15 protein-coding genes and 1 other RNA gene are annotated in these 19,371 nt (G+C 47.5%); 11 read left to right on the top strand and 5 right to left on the bottom strand.

Features of this window, described 5'->3' with window-relative positions; genetic code table 11:
- Nucleotides 1-68: 68 nt before the first annotated feature.
- An RNA gene (gene ffs / locus ACY0JR_RS07040) (signal recognition particle sRNA small type) lies at nucleotides 69-168 on the bottom strand.
- A 164-nt stretch (nucleotides 169-332) separates the two neighbouring features.
- A complete protein-coding gene (locus ACY0JR_RS07035) occupies nucleotides 333-986 on the bottom strand; it encodes a hypothetical protein (protein WP_462633235.1) in 654 nt (217 codons plus the stop codon).
- A gap of 298 nt (nucleotides 987-1,284) precedes the next feature.
- Between ACY0JR_RS07035 and guaA the strand changes: the two genes are divergently transcribed.
- The 4 genes from guaA to ACY0JR_RS07015 all read left to right on the top strand — a co-directional run bounded on the left by guaA (nucleotide 1,285) and on the right by ACY0JR_RS07015 (nucleotide 7,920).
- Entirely contained in the window at nucleotides 1,285-2,814 is a 1,530-nt protein-coding gene (guaA, locus tag ACY0JR_RS07030; protein ID WP_462633234.1) for a glutamine-hydrolyzing GMP synthase, read from the top strand.
- 26 nt (nucleotides 2,815-2,840) lie between these two features.
- On the top strand, nucleotides 2,841-4,526 hold the full coding sequence (locus ACY0JR_RS07025) for an ABC transporter substrate-binding protein (RefSeq protein WP_462633233.1): 1,686 nt from the start codon (nucleotides 2,841-2,843) through the stop codon (nucleotides 4,524-4,526).
- A 108-nt stretch (nucleotides 4,527-4,634) separates the two neighbouring features.
- On the top strand, nucleotides 4,635-5,933 hold the full coding sequence (gene hemL, locus ACY0JR_RS07020) for a glutamate-1-semialdehyde 2,1-aminomutase (RefSeq protein WP_462633232.1): 1,299 nt from the start codon (nucleotides 4,635-4,637) through the stop codon (nucleotides 5,931-5,933).
- 673 nt (nucleotides 5,934-6,606) lie between these two features.
- Nucleotides 6,607-7,920 carry an NCS2 family permease gene (locus ACY0JR_RS07015; RefSeq protein WP_462633231.1) on the top strand — a complete coding sequence of 438 codons (1,314 nt, stop codon included), beginning with the start codon at nucleotides 6,607-6,609 and terminating at the stop codon, nucleotides 7,918-7,920.
- A 111-nt stretch (nucleotides 7,921-8,031) separates the two neighbouring features.
- Here the strand turns inward: ACY0JR_RS07015 and ACY0JR_RS07010 are convergent, their stop codons facing one another.
- Nucleotides 8,032-8,277 (bottom strand): hypothetical protein, encoded by a 246-nt coding sequence (locus ACY0JR_RS07010; RefSeq protein WP_462633368.1) that lies wholly within the window; start codon nucleotides 8,275-8,277, stop codon nucleotides 8,032-8,034.
- Between ACY0JR_RS07010 and ACY0JR_RS07005 the strand changes: the two genes are divergently transcribed.
- The 7 genes from ACY0JR_RS07005 to ACY0JR_RS06975 all read left to right on the top strand — a co-directional run bounded on the left by ACY0JR_RS07005 (nucleotide 8,228) and on the right by ACY0JR_RS06975 (nucleotide 17,079).
- Nucleotides 8,228-10,801 carry a SusC/RagA family TonB-linked outer membrane protein gene (locus ACY0JR_RS07005; RefSeq protein ID WP_462633230.1) on the top strand — a complete coding sequence of 858 codons (2,574 nt, stop codon included), beginning with the start codon at nucleotides 8,228-8,230 and terminating at the stop codon, nucleotides 10,799-10,801. The two genes, ACY0JR_RS07010 and ACY0JR_RS07005, sit on opposite strands and share 50 nt — an antisense overlap.
- Before the next feature lie 389 nt (nucleotides 10,802-11,190).
- Nucleotides 11,191-11,592, top strand: a complete 402-nt coding sequence (locus ACY0JR_RS07000; RefSeq protein ID WP_462633229.1) for an acyl-CoA thioesterase — start codon at nucleotides 11,191-11,193, stop codon at nucleotides 11,590-11,592.
- Nucleotides 11,593-11,649: 57 nt separating this feature from the next.
- Entirely contained in the window at nucleotides 11,650-12,522 is an 873-nt protein-coding gene (locus ACY0JR_RS06995) for an alpha/beta hydrolase (RefSeq protein WP_462633228.1), read from the top strand.
- Between the two features lie 158 nt (nucleotides 12,523-12,680).
- The gene (locus ACY0JR_RS06990) at nucleotides 12,681-14,528 is read left to right on the top strand and encodes a sialate O-acetylesterase (protein ID WP_462633227.1); all 1,848 of its coding nucleotides are present in this window, start codon (nucleotides 12,681-12,683) and stop codon (nucleotides 14,526-14,528) included.
- Between the two features lie 119 nt (nucleotides 14,529-14,647).
- A complete protein-coding gene (locus ACY0JR_RS06985; protein ID WP_462633226.1) occupies nucleotides 14,648-15,649 on the top strand; it encodes a glycoside hydrolase family 5 protein in 1,002 nt (333 codons plus the stop codon).
- 190 nt (nucleotides 15,650-15,839) lie between these two features.
- A complete protein-coding gene (gene dcd / locus ACY0JR_RS06980) occupies nucleotides 15,840-16,376 on the top strand; it encodes a dCTP deaminase (protein ID WP_462633225.1) in 537 nt (178 codons plus the stop codon).
- Nucleotides 16,377-16,596: 220 nt separating this feature from the next.
- Nucleotides 16,597-17,079 (top strand): hypothetical protein, encoded by a 483-nt coding sequence (locus tag ACY0JR_RS06975; RefSeq protein WP_462633224.1) that lies wholly within the window; start codon nucleotides 16,597-16,599, stop codon nucleotides 17,077-17,079.
- A 68-nt stretch (nucleotides 17,080-17,147) separates the two neighbouring features.
- On the opposite strand, the gene gldC is transcribed toward ACY0JR_RS06975, so the two are convergent.
- Together gldC and dnaN are read right to left on the bottom strand one after the other, a co-directional pair.
- The gene (gldC, locus tag ACY0JR_RS06970) at nucleotides 17,148-17,510 is read right to left on the bottom strand and encodes a gliding motility protein GldC (RefSeq protein WP_462633223.1); all 363 of its coding nucleotides are present in this window, start codon (nucleotides 17,508-17,510) and stop codon (nucleotides 17,148-17,150) included.
- A 733-nt stretch (nucleotides 17,511-18,243) separates the two neighbouring features.
- Nucleotides 18,244-19,368: a DNA polymerase III subunit beta gene (gene dnaN / locus ACY0JR_RS06965; RefSeq protein ID WP_462633222.1), complete on the bottom strand. Its 1,125-nt coding sequence runs from the start codon at nucleotides 19,366-19,368 to the stop codon at nucleotides 18,244-18,246.
- Nucleotides 19,369-19,371 lie beyond the last annotated feature (3 nt).

Genomic DNA, 19,371 nt, shown 5'->3' with positions numbered 1-19,371 from the left:
AAAACGGGAATAGAAATAAGTTAAGAAGAGAAAAAGCCGGAAGAAAATCCGTTGGGGTATGGGCAAAAAAAAGCGGCAAACCGAGTATCGCGCCGCTCTACCACCTACCCTTGCTCCCTTCCGGGCCTGGGGGAGTTCAGCAGGAGCTGGCCGTACCGATTTGCCGTTGCAAAGATACGAAGGCTTTCATTAAGCGCAAGTGGTTTCTGGCTTAATTTTGCAGAAATGGGCCAAAAACAAATAACTGCCGGAGCAAAAAAGGAAGAAGCCATTGATCTCTACGTCTTTAGAGATCAATGGCTCCCTCAATAATAAGAAAGAAAATGGTGCAATTATTTTATTCTCTTCATGTTTTTGAAGCTGATGTTCAGATTTCGGCTGGAGCCGCTGTTACGCAACACGTTTCCCTCCCGGTTAGGGAAAGAGTATTCCGGCACGTAATATTCCAGGGGGAGTTTAAGCTGCGAGATGGAGCCGCTAATCACATCAGTGGCTTTGTCGTACTGCAAGGTAACCGAGCCGTATAATACCCGGCTGCAACCCGGGGTGATTGCACCAGAACCATCAGAGAAATTTTGGCCGTTTTCCACACACACAATGTTCGCGTCCTTCGCCGAGAAAGTGGTAGGCAACTGGTTTACGGTTCTATTTTCAAAAGTGAGTGCCACCCAAGGCCGTTCTGTCTCACTAGAGATTTCCTTGAAGTACAGCATCACCGAGTTATTTTCCTCCAGAAAGTAAGCCTCCACCTTGTTCTGCGATTCTACTTTATAGGTTTTACCGTTATTCGCGTAGGCCTCTGAATAGCTGTTCTGGAAGAAGGGATCCACCTTGATGCTGTCTACCAAAGAAAACTTTACTTCCATGGGTCCGGCAACCATCACTGGTTCTTCGTCTTTGTCTGAGGTACAGGATACCAAAGCCAGGGAAAGAGCCAGGCTGCCCAATAAGGATTTTAGTTTCTGGGGGAGTAAAGTATAGTTCATCTATGTATAGCGGTTCTGGTGTTCAAATTAAATCTACAATATGTCTCTTTGCTAATATCTTGCCACAAATTCCGTTGTATTCAAACTATTGGTTAAATAGATTGCCAAACGTACCTCATTAAAACGTGGTATCAGACCTGTTTTTTGCCTGAAGTGGACAAAAGAGCCCCTGAAACTGCAAAGTGTTAATACTTAACTCAGGACAGCAAGATAGTGCTTTACCCCTACTATACACCCTGCTGGCGCGAACTCTTTATTTTTAACTTTCAACTTTTAACTGCGGCGTGTACCTTTGCACATGCCAGAAAAAATTCTCATCCTAGATTTCGGGTCCCAGTACACGCAGCTGATTGCCCGTCGCGTTCGCGAGCTCAACGTTTACTGTGAAATCCACCCGTTCAATAAAATTCCGGAAATCACCCCAGATCTGAAGGGCGTGATCCTCTCGGGCAGCCCGTCTTCGGTGCGGGAGGAAAACTATCCCAATCCAGATATTACCCCATTTTTAGGGAATTTGCCGGTATTGGGTGTGTGCTACGGCGCGCAGTTGATGGCGCAGGAAAACGGCGGCGAGGTCATCGCTTCCACCATCAGAGAATACGGCCGGGCCAAACTCAGCCACGTAGACCAGCACAACCGCCTGTTTAAAGAAATCACCATAGACTCTCAGGTCTGGATGAGTCACGGCGATACCATCAAAAAAGTACCGGAGAACTTTGAAATCATCGCCAGCACAGATTCTGTGGAAGTTGCGGCTTACAAAATAAAAGACCAGGAAACCTACGGCATTCAGTTCCACCCAGAGGTGACGCACTCTTCTGAAGGCAAACGCCTGCTCCGCAACTTTGTGGTGCACATCAGTGGCTGTTCGCAGGACTGGACGCCAGATATCTTCATTGAAAGCACCGTGGCCGAACTGCGCGAGCAGATTGGCGATGACAAAGTGATTCTGGGCCTTTCCGGCGGGGTTGACTCTTCGGTAGCGGCCATGCTCATTCACCAGGCTATCGGCAAAAACCTGTACTGCATTTTTGTGGACAACGGCTTGTTGCGCAAGAACGAGTTTGAAGACGTGCTTCATTCTTACAAAGACATGGGGCTGAACGTGAAAGGCGTAGACGCAAAAGACCAGTTCTACTCCGCCTTAGCAGGTTTAACAGACCCTGAGGCGAAGCGCAAAGCTATTGGCCGGGTCTTCATTGAAGTGTTTGACCAGGAATCGCACCAGGTGGAAGATGCTAAATGGCTGGGCCAGGGCACTATCTACCCAGACGTGATTGAGTCCGTTTCGGTGAAAGGTCCATCGGCTACCATTAAATCCCACCACAACGTGGGCGGACTACCAGATTTCATGAAACTGAAAGTGGTAGAGCCGCTGAAGACGCTGTTCAAAGACGAAGTTCGTTTAGTAGGTAAGACCCTGGGCATTGCGGATACCATCATCGGGCGTCACCCTTTCCCTGGCCCTGGCTTAGCTATCCGTATTCTGGGCGATATTACCCCAGAGAAAGTGGACATCCTGCAGGAAGTAGACCATATCTTCATTTCGTCACTAAAACGCACCGGTTTATATGACCAAGTGTGGCAAGCAGGTGCCATGTTGCTGCCTATCCAGAGCGTGGGCGTCATGGGCGACGAACGTACCTACGAACGCGTAGTGGCCTTACGCGCCGTGACCAGCGTAGACGGCATGACCGCCGACTGGTGCCATTTGCCGTATGAGTTCCTGGCAGACGTGTCCAATGAAATCATTAACAAGGTTAGAGGGGTAAACCGCGTTGTCTATGATATCAGCTCTAAACCACCCGCTACTATTGAGTGGGAATAGGTTTTAGAGCCAGTTTTCTGAAAAAGATGAAAAAACGAATAGTACTTGCCGTTGCGGGGTTTGCGCTGAGTTGGAACGTGCAGGCCCAAACCAATGCTGATTTAAACAACAAGCTGCAAAATGGCCGCTTGTTGATAGACCAGCAGAAGTATGCCTTGGCCATGGCCGAATTGCAGCCGATTTCAAGCACTGCATCCGGTAAAAACTACGCACCTGATGCGGCTTACCTGTACAGTGTAGCGGCTTCCCGTCAGAAGAAATGGGCCGAGGCTGACAAAATGCTCACCCAACTCACCACGGAGCATACCAATTGGGGCGGCCTAGCCGATGCCCACTACCTGCACGGGCAAGTACTGTTTGAAAAGAAAGAATACCTGCGGGCTCTCAAAGCATTGGCTTCTGTGGAGGACAAATCCATGGATGACGAGGTAGCGGCCATGAAGCGGCATTACATGATGCTGCTCACCGATAAAGCCACCTTCCAGTACCTCATGCGCCAGTTTCCGGAAGACGCCACTTTGGCCCGCGCCTACGCCGACAAACTGGTAAGCGGCTGGTTTACCGCCGCAGACCGCACTCAACTGGAAACTCTAGTACGCCAGTTTAACCTGGACCGAAGCTATCTTCAACGTTCTGAGAACATCAAGAAAGCGGCGTACAATGTAGCGGTATTGCTGCCGTTCAATGTGTCTGACCAAAGCATTAAGGTAGACAAGAAGAATTTGTACATCACAGATTTCTACGCCGGTATTCTCTCCGCGAGAGATTCTTTGCAGAAGCAGGGCGTGCAGGTGAACGTGTTCCCGTATGACACCAGCAATGACACGGCCCAGGTGCGCAAAGTGATGGAATTACCGGAAATGGGTACCATGGATTTAGTGGTGGGCCCTATCTACAAAGGCAACAGTGCCTTCGCTGCCAAGATTGCCCAACAGCGGAACCTCAATATGGTGAACCCCTTTTCTGACGATGCCGACATCGCCAAAGGCAACCCATTTCTGTACCTGATGGAAACATCGGTGGCTACCCAGGGCCAACAAGCCGCGGTGTACGCCTACCAAACCTTCCCGAAGAAAACGGCGGTTCTGGTGTATGACAGCGAGAAAAACGACACCACTTTTGCCGGAAATTTCAGACGTACCTACACCGCACTGGGCGGAAAAATCGTCAGTACCCATAAAATAAACTCTAAAACCAACGGGAACGTGGCTAGTGTTTTAGGCACGGTGAACATGAAAGACTTGGGCGTGCTGGTGGTGCAATCTTCGGCGGCGAACGTAGCAACCAGCACCGTGAGTTTGCTGGAACAGAAGGCTTCCAAGGTGCCGGTTTTGGTACCGCAAGCCTGGTTAGAGAATCCGCAGTTAGGTTTTTCTCAGCTAGATTTCCTGGAGATGTATTTCATGGCTCCTAAGTTTATTGACCCAGAGAACCCATCGGTGCAGAGTTTCAAACGCGCTTACACCAGCCGTTACAACCTACCTCCCTCCGCCTTCACGTATACAGGTTTTGAGTTGTTGAACTACTACGGCCGCCAACTACAGGAAAAAGGCTTTTCAGCCCCTCCAAAATTAAGCGAAGTGCAGCCCGGTGTTTTCTACCAAGGCATTGGCTACGAGTCCTCCACCGGAAAACAAGCCCAGGACAACCAGTACCTCCCCATCGTGAAACTGGAAAACGGACGGCTACTGGTGGTAAATCCGGTGCTTTAACTTTATTGAGAGATTGAATGATGGAGAGAATGAGTGAATAGTCAATTCTCATCCTCAAGTTATTTATTCTCTCCATCATTCAATCTCTCAATCTCTCATTCAAAAAAGATGTCACTTACCCATACAACCAGCCAAGAGTTATTTCAACGTGCCCAGCAGTCCATTCCGGGCGGGGTAAATTCGCCGGTGCGGGCGTTCAGGGCCGTGGGCGGTCAGCCGCTGTTCCTGAAATCTGCCAAAGGTGCTTACCTCTATGACGAGGACGGAAACCAGTACCTGGATTTAATTAATTCCTGGGGACCAATGATTTTGGGTCACGCCAATGAAGTCGTGGAGAAAGCGGTGCGTGATGCGTTGCCGGGTTCCTTGTCCTTCGGGGCTCCTACCCGCCGCGAGATTGAAATGGCCGAACTCATCATCAGCATGGTGCCTAGCGTGGAAAAGGTGCGCATGGTGAACTCGGGAACCGAGGCGACTATGTCCGCCATACGAGTGGCGCGCGGTTATACCGGAAGAGACAAAATTATCAAATTTGAAGGCTGCTACCACGGCCACGGCGACTCTTTCCTGATTGCAGCCGGAAGCGGGGCCATCACCCTAGGCGTTCCCGATAGTCCCGGTGTAACCAAAGGAGTAGCCAATGACACGCTCACGGCTCCTTATAATGACTTAGCTGCTGTTCAGACGTTGATTGAGGCGAACCCAGCCCAGATTGCGGCCATTATCTTGGAGCCGGTAGTAGGCAACATGGGCTTAGTGCCTCCCGCCGATGGCTTCTTGCAAGGTCTGCGGGACCTTTGTACCAAAGAAGGCATCGTACTTATTTTTGACGAAGTGATGACCGGTTTCCGCTTAGCCAAAGGCGGTGCACAGGAACTGTTTGGCGTCACCCCAGACATGACCACGCTGGGCAAAATCATTGGCGGCGGCATGCCCGTAGGTGCCTACGGAGGAAGAAAAGACATCATGAATGCCGTTGCCCCGGCCGGACCAGTGTACCAGGCGGGAACCTTATCGGGGAACCCGATTGCCATGTCCGCAGGAATGGCGGCCTTGTCTTACCTGAACGAGCACCCGGAAGTGTACACCCTATTGCAGCACATCACCGATAAACTGGTGAACGGTACCAAACAAAACATGCAACAACTGGGGCTGAATTACACCATCAACCAAGTGGGCTCTATGTTCAGCGTGTTCTTTACGGAACAACCCGTGACAGACTTTGCCTCGGCTAAGACTTCAGACCTGCAAGTTTTTGGCAAGTACTTCCATGAGATGTTACAACGCGGCATCTACCTCGCTCCTTCTCAGTTTGAAACCTTGTTCGTCTCAGCGGCCATCACCGATGAACTAGCTGATGCCTATTTAGCGGCTAACCTAGATGCATTGCAAGCAATAAGCGCTTAAGGAATACCATTTCTTTCGAAAGCAGAAGCGGCACCTGAGTTCATTCAGGTGCCGCTTCTGCTTTATATTTGCCTTTTTCGCTCACGTACCCCTACTTTCCCGTTTACGGCGGAAATAGTTGAACCACATCGTAAACACATCAAATGCGGGAAGTAAAACGAGAATGAGTAACATGATGTTCCTCTTGAAATCGAATGCCTCCCGGAAAAAATCAGTCGTGCCACAAACTATAATAACCAAACTAAATGCCCACGCTGAAGTGACCAACCACAACTGCTTTTTGGTAGGGTGAGTTAAAAAGGATTTCTTGGAAGTTTCCATTAACAAAGAAGGCTATTGATTCTAATTCAAGATAAGAAATTTAAAAGATATACCTAGCTCCTCTCCTCTCTTTGTCATCCTGAAAGGATCTTGTGGGCGAACGGTAATGGCCCTTCTTCAGCGCTTTTCTAGTTCGCCCACAAGATCCTTTCAGGATGACAAAGAGAAGAAAGTGTCCATGTTGTTTTAGAGCTTGTTTTTTAAAAAACAAGCTCTAAAACAGGTGGGCTCCAGTCATCAATAAAATGAATCCCTTCCCTAGATAACGACCAGATAGAACATTCTTTCACTTCTTGGAGAAACATTGCCTATCCTCGTATATTAAATGCTTTCTTACCCATGTCCCTTACTTATGACTTCCTTTTTTGAGCTCAAGAAAAACGGAACCACTGTCCAAACCGAAATCATTGCGGGTATCTCTTCTTTTCTAGCCACCTCCTATATTATTGTGGTGAACCCCAGCATTCTGAGCCAGGCGGGCATGTCTTTTTCAGCGGTATTAACTGCTACGGTGCTGGTGTGTTTCTTCAGTAGTCTCTTAATGGGCATCTATGCCAAGAACCCTATTCTGGTGGCGCCGGGCATGGGTCTCAATGCATTTTTCACGTTCACGGCCGTGTTGGGAATGAAAGTACCCTGGCCGGTAGCGTTGGGAGCAGTGTTCTGGTCGGGCATTGTGTTTCTGGTGCTGTCGGCTTTTAACGTCCGGACGTACATCATCAAGGCCATTCCGCGGCCGTTGCGGTACGCCATTGCGGCGGGTATTGGGCTGTTCATCTCGCTCATTGGGTTTTCCAATGCAAAGTTTGTGGTTTCGAACCCTGCCACCATCATCGGGATTGGAACGTTGACTCCGGCGGTGCTTACCTTTCTAGCCGGCTTACTGGTGACGGCGGTGCTGGTGACCAGACAGGTGAAAGGGGGCATTTTGATGGGAATTCTATTTACCACCCTGGCAGCTTACCCAATTGGGCGCTGGTGGGGAATAGGAGCCGAAACATCTGGTACGTTAATCAACTGGAACGGCATCTTTGCGGCCCCTGATTTCAGCCTTCTTTTCCAATTAGACCTCGTAAACTCACTGCAATGGGCAGTAGTACCCGTGATTTTCGCGTTTGTGTTCACCGATATGTTTGACAGCCTTTCTACTTTGGTAGGCTTGGCCGAAGCCGCTAATCTGCTGGACGAGCGCGGTGAACCCCGAAACGTAAAACGCTCCCTCATGGTAGATGCCATTGCCACTACCATGGCGGGCTTGGTAGGTTCTAGCCCCGGCACAGCTTACATTGAATCTGCGGTGGGCATTGAGGCCGGTGGCCGAACCGGGCTCACGGCATTAGTGGGTGCGCTGCTGTTTCTTCCCTTTCTGTTTCTGGCTCCATTGCTTTCTGTGGTTCCCGCTATAGCCACTGCCCCAGCAGTAGTGCTGGTGGGCGTGTTCATGGTGCGGCCGGTCACTAAAATTAACTGGCAACAACTGGATGAGGCCATTCCGGCGTTTCTAGCCATGGTGCTCATTCCTTTCTCCTACTCCATCACCCAAGGCATTATCTGGGGTTTTCTCTCCTGGACGGCTTTGAAGCTGGTGTCCGGCAAAAAAAAGGATGTCACCTGGCCCCTGCTCATTGTTGACGTTTTCTGCATTGTGGCGATGGTATTGCATTAATCTACTTTTCTTGGCCTATTTTCAGAAAATATATTTCTAACACAGAGGTACTAAGGTTAGGCCCTCTCTAGGAAACGCTATGGGAGAAGAACAAAAAAGCCTAAAAGTCACTTAAACCCGCTGATGGATATTTAAAACCGGCTTTAATATAGAGTCATGGTTTTCTTCTAATTTGAAGACAATATTGTATTTTGCTATATACTTTGTTGTCTTCAATAACTCTATGCCAACCCCTCTGCGCTTAGGCTTTAGCGGAAAGAACTTCCTTTCTGCAGCAGTATTCTCATTTTCTTCGGTTTGTTTCCCTTTGCTCTCAGCAGCACAGCAAACTTCTCCGCCTGCTTCCTCAGACACCATCCAGATAGGTTATGGAACACAGCAGCGGCGGCAAAGTACGGGCGCAATGGAAACAGTATCTTCCAACCAATTCAACCAAGGCTGGGTGGTATCTCCGGAGCAACTCATCACAGGGCAACTTTCAGGGGTACAAATGACGGCGCTGACCGGGGCTCCGGGTGCAAACTATCTCTTACAACTCCAAAGAACAGCTACGTTGGCTGGGGAAACAGCACCTCTCATTGTGCTGGACGGTGTGCTGCTGGAGTTGGAGAGCGCTCCGTTACAGTCTTCTCCCTTAAGTTTGATCAACCCGTATGACATTGTCTCTGTTACCTTCCTGAAAGACGCTGCCGCAACCGGAATCTTCGGCTCCAAAGGTGTGAACGGAGTTTTGCTCATTGAAACTAAAAAAGGCAATGCTAGCAAAAAGCTACAGGTAGATTTTCAGACGCAGGTGGCTATTTCCACCTTACCCAGAAAAGTTGCGGTTCTATCTGCCGATGAATTCAGGCAGGTGGTAAACCAGCGAGGTGCGCAGGAACAAAAAAATGCCTTGGGTTCTGCCAGCACAGACTGGCAGGAGGAAATCTATGAAAATTCGGTAAGCCAAAACCAAAACCTAAGTTTGGGCGGCACCCTTGGTTTTCTGCCCTATCGGGTTTCCTTAGGGTACCTGCACCAGAACGGTATTCTCACCAACACAGATTTTAAACGTAAATCAGGCGCGATCATGCTGAATCCGTCTTTGTTTAAAGATCATTTGAAGATTCAGCTTAGTGTGAAGAGTGCTTCAGGCGAGGCTCGTTCTGTTGACCCAAACCTTGTTAACGCAACCCTTCGGATGGACCCAACACAACCCGTGTACGCTGCCAACGGCCAGCTCTTTGAGTACAGAAACCCCGAAGGAGCTCCGGTAAGTTATGCTCCGCTTAACCCCGTGGGATTGCTGGAACGGTCCGTGGGTACGCATGACACCGAAATAAACTTCGGAAATGCCCATATTGCTTACCAGTTTCATTTCTTCCCGGCGCTAACGGCTCATATCAACTTGGGCTATGACCGCTCTAAAGGGAACAGAACAAATTACCCCACGCTACATGCAGTACCCAGAGGGGCTAATGAGTTGGTAACTACCTCTGGCCAAACCAGAAAAACCAGATTGAACGAATACTATCTCTCCTATTCAGAAAATTTGGAGCGTTTAGATAGTCAGTTGGAAGTTCTGGCGGGTTATTCTGCCCAGACATTAAAGGAAGAAGGTTCCAATAATACCTCTGCCCGTGCACAAGGAGACGTGGTAAGTTACTTTAGGTATGGGCTGGAAAATACCTCTAAAGCTTACTTCGGCCGCTTGCAGTATGGGGTCAAAGAATGTTACTTTCTTTCTGCCTCCTTCCGGCGAGATGAAAGTCTAGCCTTTGCGGAGGAGAACAGGGCATTTACCTCAAAAGCCATTGGTCTGAGTTGGCTCCTTTCAAGAGAAGCTTTTCTGCAAAACCAAAGCCTCTTTTCTGATCTAAAACTTAGGGTCAGTTACGGGGTTCAAGGAAACACACCTGCTTTCACAAGCATTACCATTGATAATTTTGGCAACTACTTCATTCCCAATCCCAGCCTAACCTGGGAAAGCACCAAGAACTTCAACCTGGGTGTAGACTTTGGCATAGCTGGCAACCGCTTAACCGGAGGGTTGGACTTCTTTCATCGTACCACCCAAGATCTTCTAGTAAATAAATCAACTTTCTACAATGGGCAATCATCTGTGCTTGTGAATGATGGAGAGGTACAAACAAAAGGAGCAGAAATTTCTTTACATTTTAAGGCATTAGAAATGGAGAAAGCAGATTGGTTTATTGGCCTGAACGCCTCCTACTCTATCAATGAAATCAAGGCTATTTCCCCCGGTACTTTTGCGGGAAAGTTGGCACCTAACCCTTTTCGTAATTTGCAGAGCTATACCAATGCACTCGGCAGCGCTGTTCAATCCTATCTGGTTTTTGAGCAGAAATACGCAAATGGAGTACCAACTGAAAACCAGTACGAAGACCTCAACAAAGACGGATACCTTAACACTGCTGATCTGAAACCGTACCATAGTGCCCGTCCCAAAAGCCTTATTGGTTTCACCTCGCAGTTCAGGTACCAGAAATGGAGTCTGGCTTGGTTGGCAAGAGCTGAACTAGGCGCTTATAACTACAACCTGGAAGCGGCTCGGTACGGCTTTTATAACATGATCTACAATTCCTCCCGGCTGGAAAATCTTTCTTCCGATGTGCTGAACACCAACTTCACAGCGTTTCAGGATAAATCTAGCTACTACGTCCAAAACGCCTCTTTCCTCCGGATGGAGTACCTAAGCTTGGGCTATGATTTTGGACAAATTCTGCAAGAGACTATGTCTCTTAAACTAAACGCTACTGTACAGAATGCCTTCGTTCTCACTAGCTATTCTGGCCAAGACCCGGAAGTAGCTTACGGAGTTGACTACGCACAATATCCAAAACCCCGCACTTTCTCCCTTAGTTTAAACGTAGGCTTCTAATGAGATTGGAAAAAGAAAGCAGGCATTATTTCATAAAAATAGCTTAAGACGAATTCCGATCTGCCGTGCACAGTTGTAACTGCACAGAAAATACTGGCTTCACTCAAAACTAATCAGCTACTCATCTTTCAAATATGTCCAACTTTTAGTTTCTTCATATTAGCATTATTCCTATTGCTTTATATTAGCAGTAGCAGGGAAGTTTTCAATTTGTATTTCCGTTATTACTGGAGAGATTTGACAGAACAAAAGAGGAAGGCTTTTAAGGTGCATGACGGAAAATTCTGCGACACAATTTTCTCTGTTTTCGGGTTACTTTTCTGAAAAAGTGCCCTAAACCCGATTCTTCTTTTATCCTTGAATACTTCCATCCTACTTTCCCCACTGTCATGACGCAAGCCCATTTAAGCAAATTCAACATAGACATAAAGGTAACGCAAGATGACATTGATGCGCTGGGTCATGTGAACAATGTGGTGTACCTACGCTGGGTGCAGGACGTTTCTGCTGCGCATTGGGCTCACGTAGCACCGCCTCAGATGCAGGATAAGTACCTGTGGGTAGTGCTTCGGCACGAAATTGACTTTCACAAACCTGCTTTTCAAGAAGACACCATTACCGGCTATACCTGGGTAGGTGAGCACCAGGGCGCTAAGTTTGAGCGCTTCGTGAGTTTATATCGGGCTGGAACTCAGGAGTTACTGGCCGCGGCCAAAACTACCTGGTGTTTGATTGACGCACAAACCATGCGCCCTAAACGGATTGAGCAGGAGATGTTAGATTTGCTGTGAGTAAATTTAAAATGTAACGCAATATTTTAAATCGAATTCCACAAAAGATGACCTAACATGCGAATTATACTTCCGGTTTATTTCCTGCTTTTCCTGACAACAACGTCCTTTGCCCAAAACAAAAAAGTAAAGCAAACGGATAACAGCAAACCTTTTGTGCTAGGGATAATTGATGAAATTCAGTCTAAAGAGTTAGGAGAAAAAAGGATTCTAAACATCTACTTACCGGATGGTTATAATAAAAATGACACTACAAAATACCCGGTAGTTTATTTACTGGACGGCTCCGCTGATGAAGATTTCATCCATGTGGTGGGACTCTTCCAGTTCAATAACTTCCCATGGATTGACCGGGTTCCCAAATCTATTATAGTGGGCATTGCCAACGTTGACCGAAGAAGGGATTTCACGTACCCTACCACCCTTGAAAAAGACCAAAAAAGATACCCTACTAGCGGTCATTCAGATAAATTCATGACCTTCCTTGAGAAGGAACTTCAGCCTTTCATAGAGAGAAAGTATAACACCAGAGATTCCAAAACGATTATCGGGCAATCTTTAGCCGGGCTTTTTGTAACCGAACTCTTATTGAAGAAACCTACTCTTTTCAACAAGTACATCATTATTAGCCCCAGTATTTGGTGGGACAATGGCTCAATCCTGAATCAAACCTCTCCCCTCCTATCTGAAGACTTTCCACAGAAAACAGACATCTACATAGGTGTGGGAAAAGAAGGACTTTCACCCAGTGATATACCCCATGTCATGGAAGTAGACGCCAACCTATTGGTAGAGAAACTTCAAACTAAAAACAAAAATATAACGGTCTATTATGACTATTTGCCGCAAGAAGATCATGCCACGGTAACCCATCAAGCCATCTTTAATGCGCTTCGCCTTTTATACCCAGACAAAAAAGGCAAAAAGTAAGTCTTCTTTTTTCGATATATGAAATGAAAATTATAAAGGAAAAAACAAGGTGGTTACACCATCCATTCTTAGTACAAATAGCTGTTACTATTATCCTAATTGCTGCTCATACTTTAGTATTCGGGCAGGTGCGTTTACCAAAAGTATTCAGTGACAACATGGTCCTGCAAAGAGGATTGGATATTCCCGTATGGGGAACATCTACTCCTGGAAACCAGATAGCAGTTGAATTGGGTGGCAATCGGGTGCAAACCGTTACCGGACATGATAGTACCTGGAGTCTGCACATGCCTCAAATGCAAGCCGGAGGTCCGCACCTCCTGAAGGTGTATGAAGGAAACCAAACTCAGCCGGTCATCACCTTCAAAGAAGTACTGATTGGCGATGTGTGGTTGGCCTCTGGGCAGTCTAACATGGAGTGGCAGGTACAGCAAGCCATGAATGCCGAAACGGAGATAAAAAATGCTAATTATCCGGATATCCGGTATTTCAATGTGCCCCATGACAAGAAAATTAGCCCGCAGAAAGATGTCATTGCAGGCTCCTGGAAAGCGCTGAATTCAGTTACCGTAAAAGAAGCTTCGGCGATTGCCTATTTTTTTGCTAGAGAGTTACAAGCTGACATGAACGTACCCATTGGCATTCTACAGTCAACCTGGGGAGGCACACCGGTGGAGGCCTGGACTAGCCGGGAACAATTGCTTACCTCCCCCATCACGCACAGCAAGGTTCTTCAGAATGATTCCGTGACGGCCAAGCACTTTATCAAAGACAGCCTAGATTTGGTGCGTTTTTGGGAAATCGTGTACAAACCGCATAACAAAATGGATAAGACCATTCCCAACCCCAGGTTTAATGATTCAAAATGGCCGGTACTGACCATGCCTGCCACCCTCAAGGACCTGAATATGCCTAGTTACGAAGGCATGGTTTGGCTGCGGAAATCGATCACCATTCCCTCGAATATGGCGGGCAAGGAGATAATAATCCACCTCGGTCATCCCGAGATGAACTATTCCTTGTACTTCAATGGGAAAGAGATTGCTAAAAACGTCTGGAATGCCAACCCAACGCACCATTTCTCTATTCCGGCTAAATTAGTAAAGCAGGGGAAAAATGTCATTGCGGTAAGAATGGCATTCCTATGGAGTGGCGGCGGCTTTAACCCTCCTGCCGAGGAAATGTATATCACTGATGGCACCTCCAAAATAAGTATAGCGGGCTCATGGAAATACCAGAAAGACCTGGAACCAACCATTCCTACCATCAAGAATTACCACCAATACCCTACTTACCTCTACAATGCCATGCTAAACCCTATCATTCCCTATGGCATAAAGGGAGTGATTTGGTACCAGGGCGAAAACAATGTATCTGCTCCCTATGACTACCGCACCTTGTTTCCCCTGTTAATCAGTGATTGGCGCATCAGGTGGCAGCAGGGCTACTTTCCATTTCTGTTCGTGCAATTGGCCAACTACATGAAAACCCAGCCTGAGCCGTCAGAAAGTGAATGGGCAGCCCTCCGGGAAGCCCAGACCATGACGTTAGCCCAGCCCAACACCGGCATGGCTTCTATCATTGACCTTGGAGAAGCAGAAAATATTCACCCTAAAAACAAGCAAGAGGTAGGCCGAAGATTGGCCTTGGTGGCTAAAAAAGTAGTCTACAACAAGCCAGTGCAGGCTTACGGCCCCATGTACCAGAGTCATCAGATAGAGGGCAGCCAAATAAAGATTCAATTCACTGAAACAGGTACAGGATTAGCCACCAGAGGAAATGCTCCTATAAAAGGTTTTGCCATTGCCGGAAGTGACCAGAAGTACTATTGGGCCAATGCAACGTTGGATGGGAATACCGTGATTGTCAGCTCAGAAAAAGTAAAAAATCCTGTGGCAGTACGATATGCCTGGGCTGATAACCCGGAGTGTAACTTAATAAATAAGGAAGGCTTACCGGCTGTTCCCTTCCGTACCGATAGCTGGAATATAATTGAAAAGAAGTAAAGTGATCATACCACTCACCAAGCCGTGGGCTGTACTAAATTGGTCAAAGAATTGCTAAAGATGTGTTATGCTTTGCCTGCGGTAATTTTCTTTCTTTGAACTTCATCTCATTTACATCTATGTCGCTTAAGAAGATAATTCCTGCCCTGCTTTTAGTGGGAAGCAGTTTAACAGCATCCGCCCAAGCGGTAAAAGAACACGGGGCCTTACGCGTGGAAGGCACGCAACTGGTAGACAAAGCCGGGCAGGCGGTGGTACTCAGGGGCATGAGCTTTGGGTGGCACAACTTCTGGCCGCGTTTCTATACTACTGAAACCGTGAGCTGGCTCAAGAAAGACTGGAAAATAAATGTGGTGCGGGCTGCCATGGGTATTGAAACGAATGGCGGTTACCTGCAAAAGCCCGATTGGTCTAAAGAGAAGGTGAAGGCTGTGGTAGACGGTGCCATCAAGGAAAACATCTACGTGATTATTGATTGGCACAGCCACAGCATCAATCTGCCCGAGGCAAAAGCTTTCTTCACTGAAATGGCCAAAACGTACGGCAAGAACCCGCATGTGATCTACGAAATCTTCAACGAGCCCGATTATGAAACCTGGCCGCAGGTGAAAGCTTACTCTGAAGAGCTCATCTCCACCATCAGGGCCATTGACCCCGACAATCTTATTCTGGTGGGTACTCCTAAATGGGACCAGGACGTGCATCTGGCCGCTGATGATCCTATCAAAGGGGCGAAGAACCTCATGTACACCCTACACTTCTACGCCGCTACCCATAAGCAGGAATTACGCAACCGTGGCGATTACGCTTTAAGCAAAGGCCTTCCGCTCTTCATCTCAGAATCGGCGGGCATGGAAGCTACGGGTGATGGCCCGTTGAACGAAGAAGAATGGAACAAATGGATCAATTGGGCCGAAAAACACAAAATCAGTTGGGTGACCTGGTCAGTTTCAGACAAAAACGAAACCTGTTCAGTACTTCTTCCCTCGGCGGCCTCTACCGGTCAGTGGAAAGACAGCGATTTAAAACCATCAGGTCTTAAGAGCCGTGAGTTAATCAGAAAATTTGCTTCTCAACCCATACAGAAAAGCCAGAAGAAAGGCAAAAAAGCTCAGCCTTAACGAAGCTGTTTAACCTGTATTCTAAAAAATAAACCAAAAACGCACGGTATCCTTCTACAGAAGAGATGCCGTGCGTTTTTGGTTTATTTTGGTTTGAACAAGCTCAAAATCCGGTTCTCCCCATGTCTACCCGTGGCAAGAACCGGAATTTACGCGTACCTTGCATCTTTAAATTTAGCTACCCGTCCGCATGATCCTCACCGACCTTCAGATACTGGAAGAGATAGAAAAAGGCACTATTCTGATTGAACCCTATGATCGTACCTGTCTGGGCACTAACTCTTATGACGTGCATTTGGGTAAGTACCTGGCTTTCTACAAAGACGAGGTGCTGGATGCCCGCAAACACAACCAGATAGAAGTATTTGAGATTCCGGAGGAAGGTTATGTGCTGGAACCAGGGCGTTTGTATTTAGGGGTAACGGAAGAATATACCGAGACGCACGCCCACGTACCTTTTCTGGAAGGGAAGTCCAGCGTTGGCCGGTTAGGCATTGACATTCACGCCACTGCCGGTAAAGGAGATGTAGGCTTCTGTAACCACTGGACACTGGAGATTTCAGTGAGCCAGAAAGTACGGGTGTACCACAACATGCCCATTGGGCAGTTGATTTATTTTGTGGTGAACGGTGGCATTGAGAACTACTACAACCAGAAGAGCAACGCTAAATACAACCAGCGATCCGTCTACCCCGTGGAGTCTATGATGTGGAAAAACAAGTTCTAAACCACTAGTTTAACGCTGATTTAGTGCTTTTTGCATAATACCTACACTGCATTTGGAGTACATCAAGAACTTTCTTCTCAGGCCGTTTTAAGCAGGTTTTAGGGAAACAAACTGATAAGCAGCACGTTCATTTTAGCAAGGAACCAACTTTTTTGCTATCGGTTTTGTTCTAAGATAGATGGCACAGGAATTGTGTAGTAACTCTCAAAACTGAACGACCATGAAAAGATTAGTGTATACCTTAGCCCTTGTTCTCTCTGTTAGCTTTGCTTCTTTCGCGCAAAGCGGAAGCACTGCCGAACAACGCGCCAACCACCTATCTGACAAGATGATCAGAGAACTGCAACTGAACAACTTTCAGTCCCGGAAGATAAGAGAACTTAATCTAGCCAACGCCCAGAAAATGGTTGATTTTGAGGCGAAACACGCCAACAACCCCGCTGAACTGGAGAAATGTATCAATGGTGTTTGTAAAGAGCGTGACGTAGCCCTGGAAGGACTTTTAAGCACCGCCCAGTACTCTCAATATTATGGTGCCCGTAAAACCTTTAACAACTTTGACCAGGAATATGCCCTGCAATTAAGAAAAGAAAACGGCAAAGCGGCTAAAACCCTAATAGCTCAGGATAAAACCGATACCAAACGTACTTTCCCGAAGCCAGAGACTGCCGTTATCAAAGAAGCTTCGCCTAAAAACAAATAGTAGTAATTCTTCTGCAAACAAAAAGAGCCGCTTCATAGCGGCTCTTTTTGTTTGAGGGGGTAGGAAATCTATTGCGGGTTTTGCGCTGCATTGCGCTTCTGCTGCTCCTCTACGTGCTGCATGAGTTCCTGGCACAGGCTGCGCATCTTCTCGGCCATCAGTTTGTCATTGGTGGCGGTTTCAATGCTTTGAGCCATAGACCCGATAGTATCAATGTAGAAGTACTTCATCTCATCTACCGGCATATCTTTAGTCCAAAGTGGGAATATCATTGTACCAGCTTCATTGCGGTCCCAAAGCGAGATGTTGATGGCTTTGGCAAAGTGAATGTCGTTGCCCGCATCTGTAGCGGTCCAGCTGATGGCTTCGGGAACGCGCTGATCATCTAAGGCAATGCTGAAGTGTATCTCTGATTTTTTCATTTGTTTCATGGGTTTTGCGCTTCGGCGCAGGTTACTAAACAACAAAGGTAAAATGTTTTTCGCAGTTCTTAGGGTTGGTGGAATGGCTTTTCTTCTAATGTCCTTTCTTGAGGCTCTTTTTAAGAATTGTGCTTTAAGGCATTTTCTACTCTTTGACTTCTAGAGAAAGAATAGTAACGTTGGTTGAATGTTCTTTTTGTGAAGGGTTGGTGCATGCCTTATGCTGTTTCCTTGGCTTGTCCGCTTATTGCGTTGGTTCAGGAGCTGTATTGTTTCATCTTTGGCGATAAGCGCTCACGGCCGCGAGGCCCCGCCTTCCGCCTTCGCGCTGTGATTTCTCCTCACCTGCTTCGCTAACGCTCACAGGTCGTCGAACTCTAGGCGCTCAAGCGAAAGGCTGGTAACGGATATGCGTGTCTTTCTTTACCCGCTGGCGCGAGTCTCTAGACTCGTGCCTACTGATGATGGGTAGTCTCTGACTACCCTCGCTGCAACGCAGCGAAACCTCGCATTGCCTTCTTCACCTGTACATGGTTCAAGTCTGTGACTTGGACCCACTATGACGGAAGTTTGCAACTTCCGTGAGGCGAGAGCCTCAAAAGAATATTTGCTGCTTGCTATGACTTTTTAGAATAATTATTACCAAGCACCTTCCCTACTTACTTCACCTGCCTGGCATAAAAGCAAAAATCCTGTCAGGCGGATTCGCGTGACAGGATTTCTTTAGTTGAAGTGGGCAAACTTACACGTAGTTGTTGAGCATTACTGGCATTACCAACATTAAGATACTTTCATCTTCGTCGTTGGTGGAAGGCATTAGCAAACCGGCACGGTTAGGGGTGGACAGTTCCAGGGAAATTTCGTCTGAGTCAATGTTGCTTAACATTTCAGTCAGGAACTTGGCATTGAAGCCTATTTCCATGTCCTCGCCGTCGTACTGACAAGTGAGGCGCTCGTTTGCTTCATTGGAGAAATCCAGATCCTCGGCAGAAATCTGCAGTTCACTGCCTGTAATGCGTAAGCGCACCTGGTGGGTGGTTTTGTTGGAGTAGATGGAGATCCGTTTCACGGAGCTCAGGAAATCGTAACGGTCAATCACCAGTTTGTTCGGGTTCTGCGCCGGAATCACATTCTCGTAATCTGGGTAGCGCTCATCAATGAGGCGGCAGATCATTCTGATGTTGTCAAAGCTGAAGAACGCGTTAGAAGTATTGAACTCTACTCTCACGGCAGTGGCCTCGTTGGGCAACGTAGATTTAAGCAGGTTGAAGGCTTTCTTAGGGATGATGATGGAAGCGGCGTTTTCGCTGCTCACATCTTGGCGGCGGTAACGCAGCAAACGGTGTCCGTCTGTGGCGACAAACGTGATGTTACCGCTGCTCAGTTGCACAAAAATACCGGTCATTGCAGGGCGCAACTCATCATTGCTCACCGCGAAGATGGTCTTGTTGATAGCCCGGCTCAATACGTTTGACGGTATTTCAATGGCATTGCCTCCGCGCACCACGGGTACCTTAGGGAAATCAGTGGCGTTTTCACCAGAGAGTTTGTAACGGCCGTTAGAGGAGCTGATCTCAATGGTGTAGGTTTCCTCGTCAATGGTGAAGGTTACGGGCTGGTCTGGCAGGTTTTTCAGGGTATCAATCAAGATACGGGCTGGTGCTGCAATACGGCCGTTTTCGCGGGCCTCTACGTGTATCTCCGTGATCATGGAGGTTTCCAGGTCACTTGCCGTGATGGTCAGAACACCGTCGTGGATCTCGAACAAGAAGTTCTCCAGAATCGGCACCACCGGATTGTTGGCCACCACCCCGTTGATGCTAGTAAGCTGCTTGAGCAGCGCTGTAGAAGATACAATGAATTTCATCCG

The organism is Rufibacter sp. JT3400010, from assembly GCF_054956755.1.
This window is presented reverse-complemented; position numbering and strand designations above follow the sequence as displayed.

What these genes read in the sequence shown, in the direction of transcription:
- ACY0JR_RS07035 (WP_462633235.1), bottom strand. Translation starts at nt 986, where the DNA reads ATGAACTATACTTTACTCCCCCAGAAACTAAAATCCTTATTGGGCAGC.
- guaA (WP_462633234.1), top strand. Translation starts at nt 1,285, where the DNA reads ATGCCAGAAAAAATTCTCATCCTAGATTTCGGGTCCCAGTACACGCAG.
- ACY0JR_RS07025 (WP_462633233.1), top strand. Translation starts at nt 2,841, where the DNA reads ATGAAAAAACGAATAGTACTTGCCGTTGCGGGGTTTGCGCTGAGTTGG.
- hemL (WP_462633232.1), top strand. Translation starts at nt 4,635, where the DNA reads ATGTCACTTACCCATACAACCAGCCAAGAGTTATTTCAACGTGCCCAG.
- ACY0JR_RS07015 (WP_462633231.1), top strand. Translation starts at nt 6,607, where the DNA reads ATGACTTCCTTTTTTGAGCTCAAGAAAAACGGAACCACTGTCCAAACC.
- ACY0JR_RS07010 (WP_462633368.1), bottom strand. Translation starts at nt 8,277, where the DNA reads ATGGTGTCTGAGGAAGCAGGCGGAGAAGTTTGCTGTGCTGCTGAGAGC.
- ACY0JR_RS07000 (WP_462633229.1), top strand. Translation starts at nt 11,191, where the DNA reads ATGACGCAAGCCCATTTAAGCAAATTCAACATAGACATAAAGGTAACG.
- ACY0JR_RS06995 (WP_462633228.1), top strand. Translation starts at nt 11,650, where the DNA reads ATGCGAATTATACTTCCGGTTTATTTCCTGCTTTTCCTGACAACAACG.
- ACY0JR_RS06990 (WP_462633227.1), top strand. Translation starts at nt 12,681, where the DNA reads ATGGTCCTGCAAAGAGGATTGGATATTCCCGTATGGGGAACATCTACT.
- ACY0JR_RS06985 (WP_462633226.1), top strand. Translation starts at nt 14,648, where the DNA reads ATGTCGCTTAAGAAGATAATTCCTGCCCTGCTTTTAGTGGGAAGCAGT.
- dcd (WP_462633225.1), top strand. Translation starts at nt 15,840, where the DNA reads ATGATCCTCACCGACCTTCAGATACTGGAAGAGATAGAAAAAGGCACT.
- ACY0JR_RS06975 (WP_462633224.1), top strand. Translation starts at nt 16,597, where the DNA reads ATGAAAAGATTAGTGTATACCTTAGCCCTTGTTCTCTCTGTTAGCTTT.
- gldC (WP_462633223.1), bottom strand. Translation starts at nt 17,510, where the DNA reads ATGAAACAAATGAAAAAATCAGAGATACACTTCAGCATTGCCTTAGAT.
- dnaN (WP_462633222.1), bottom strand. Translation starts at nt 19,368, where the DNA reads ATGAAATTCATTGTATCTTCTACAGCGCTGCTCAAGCAGCTTACTAGC.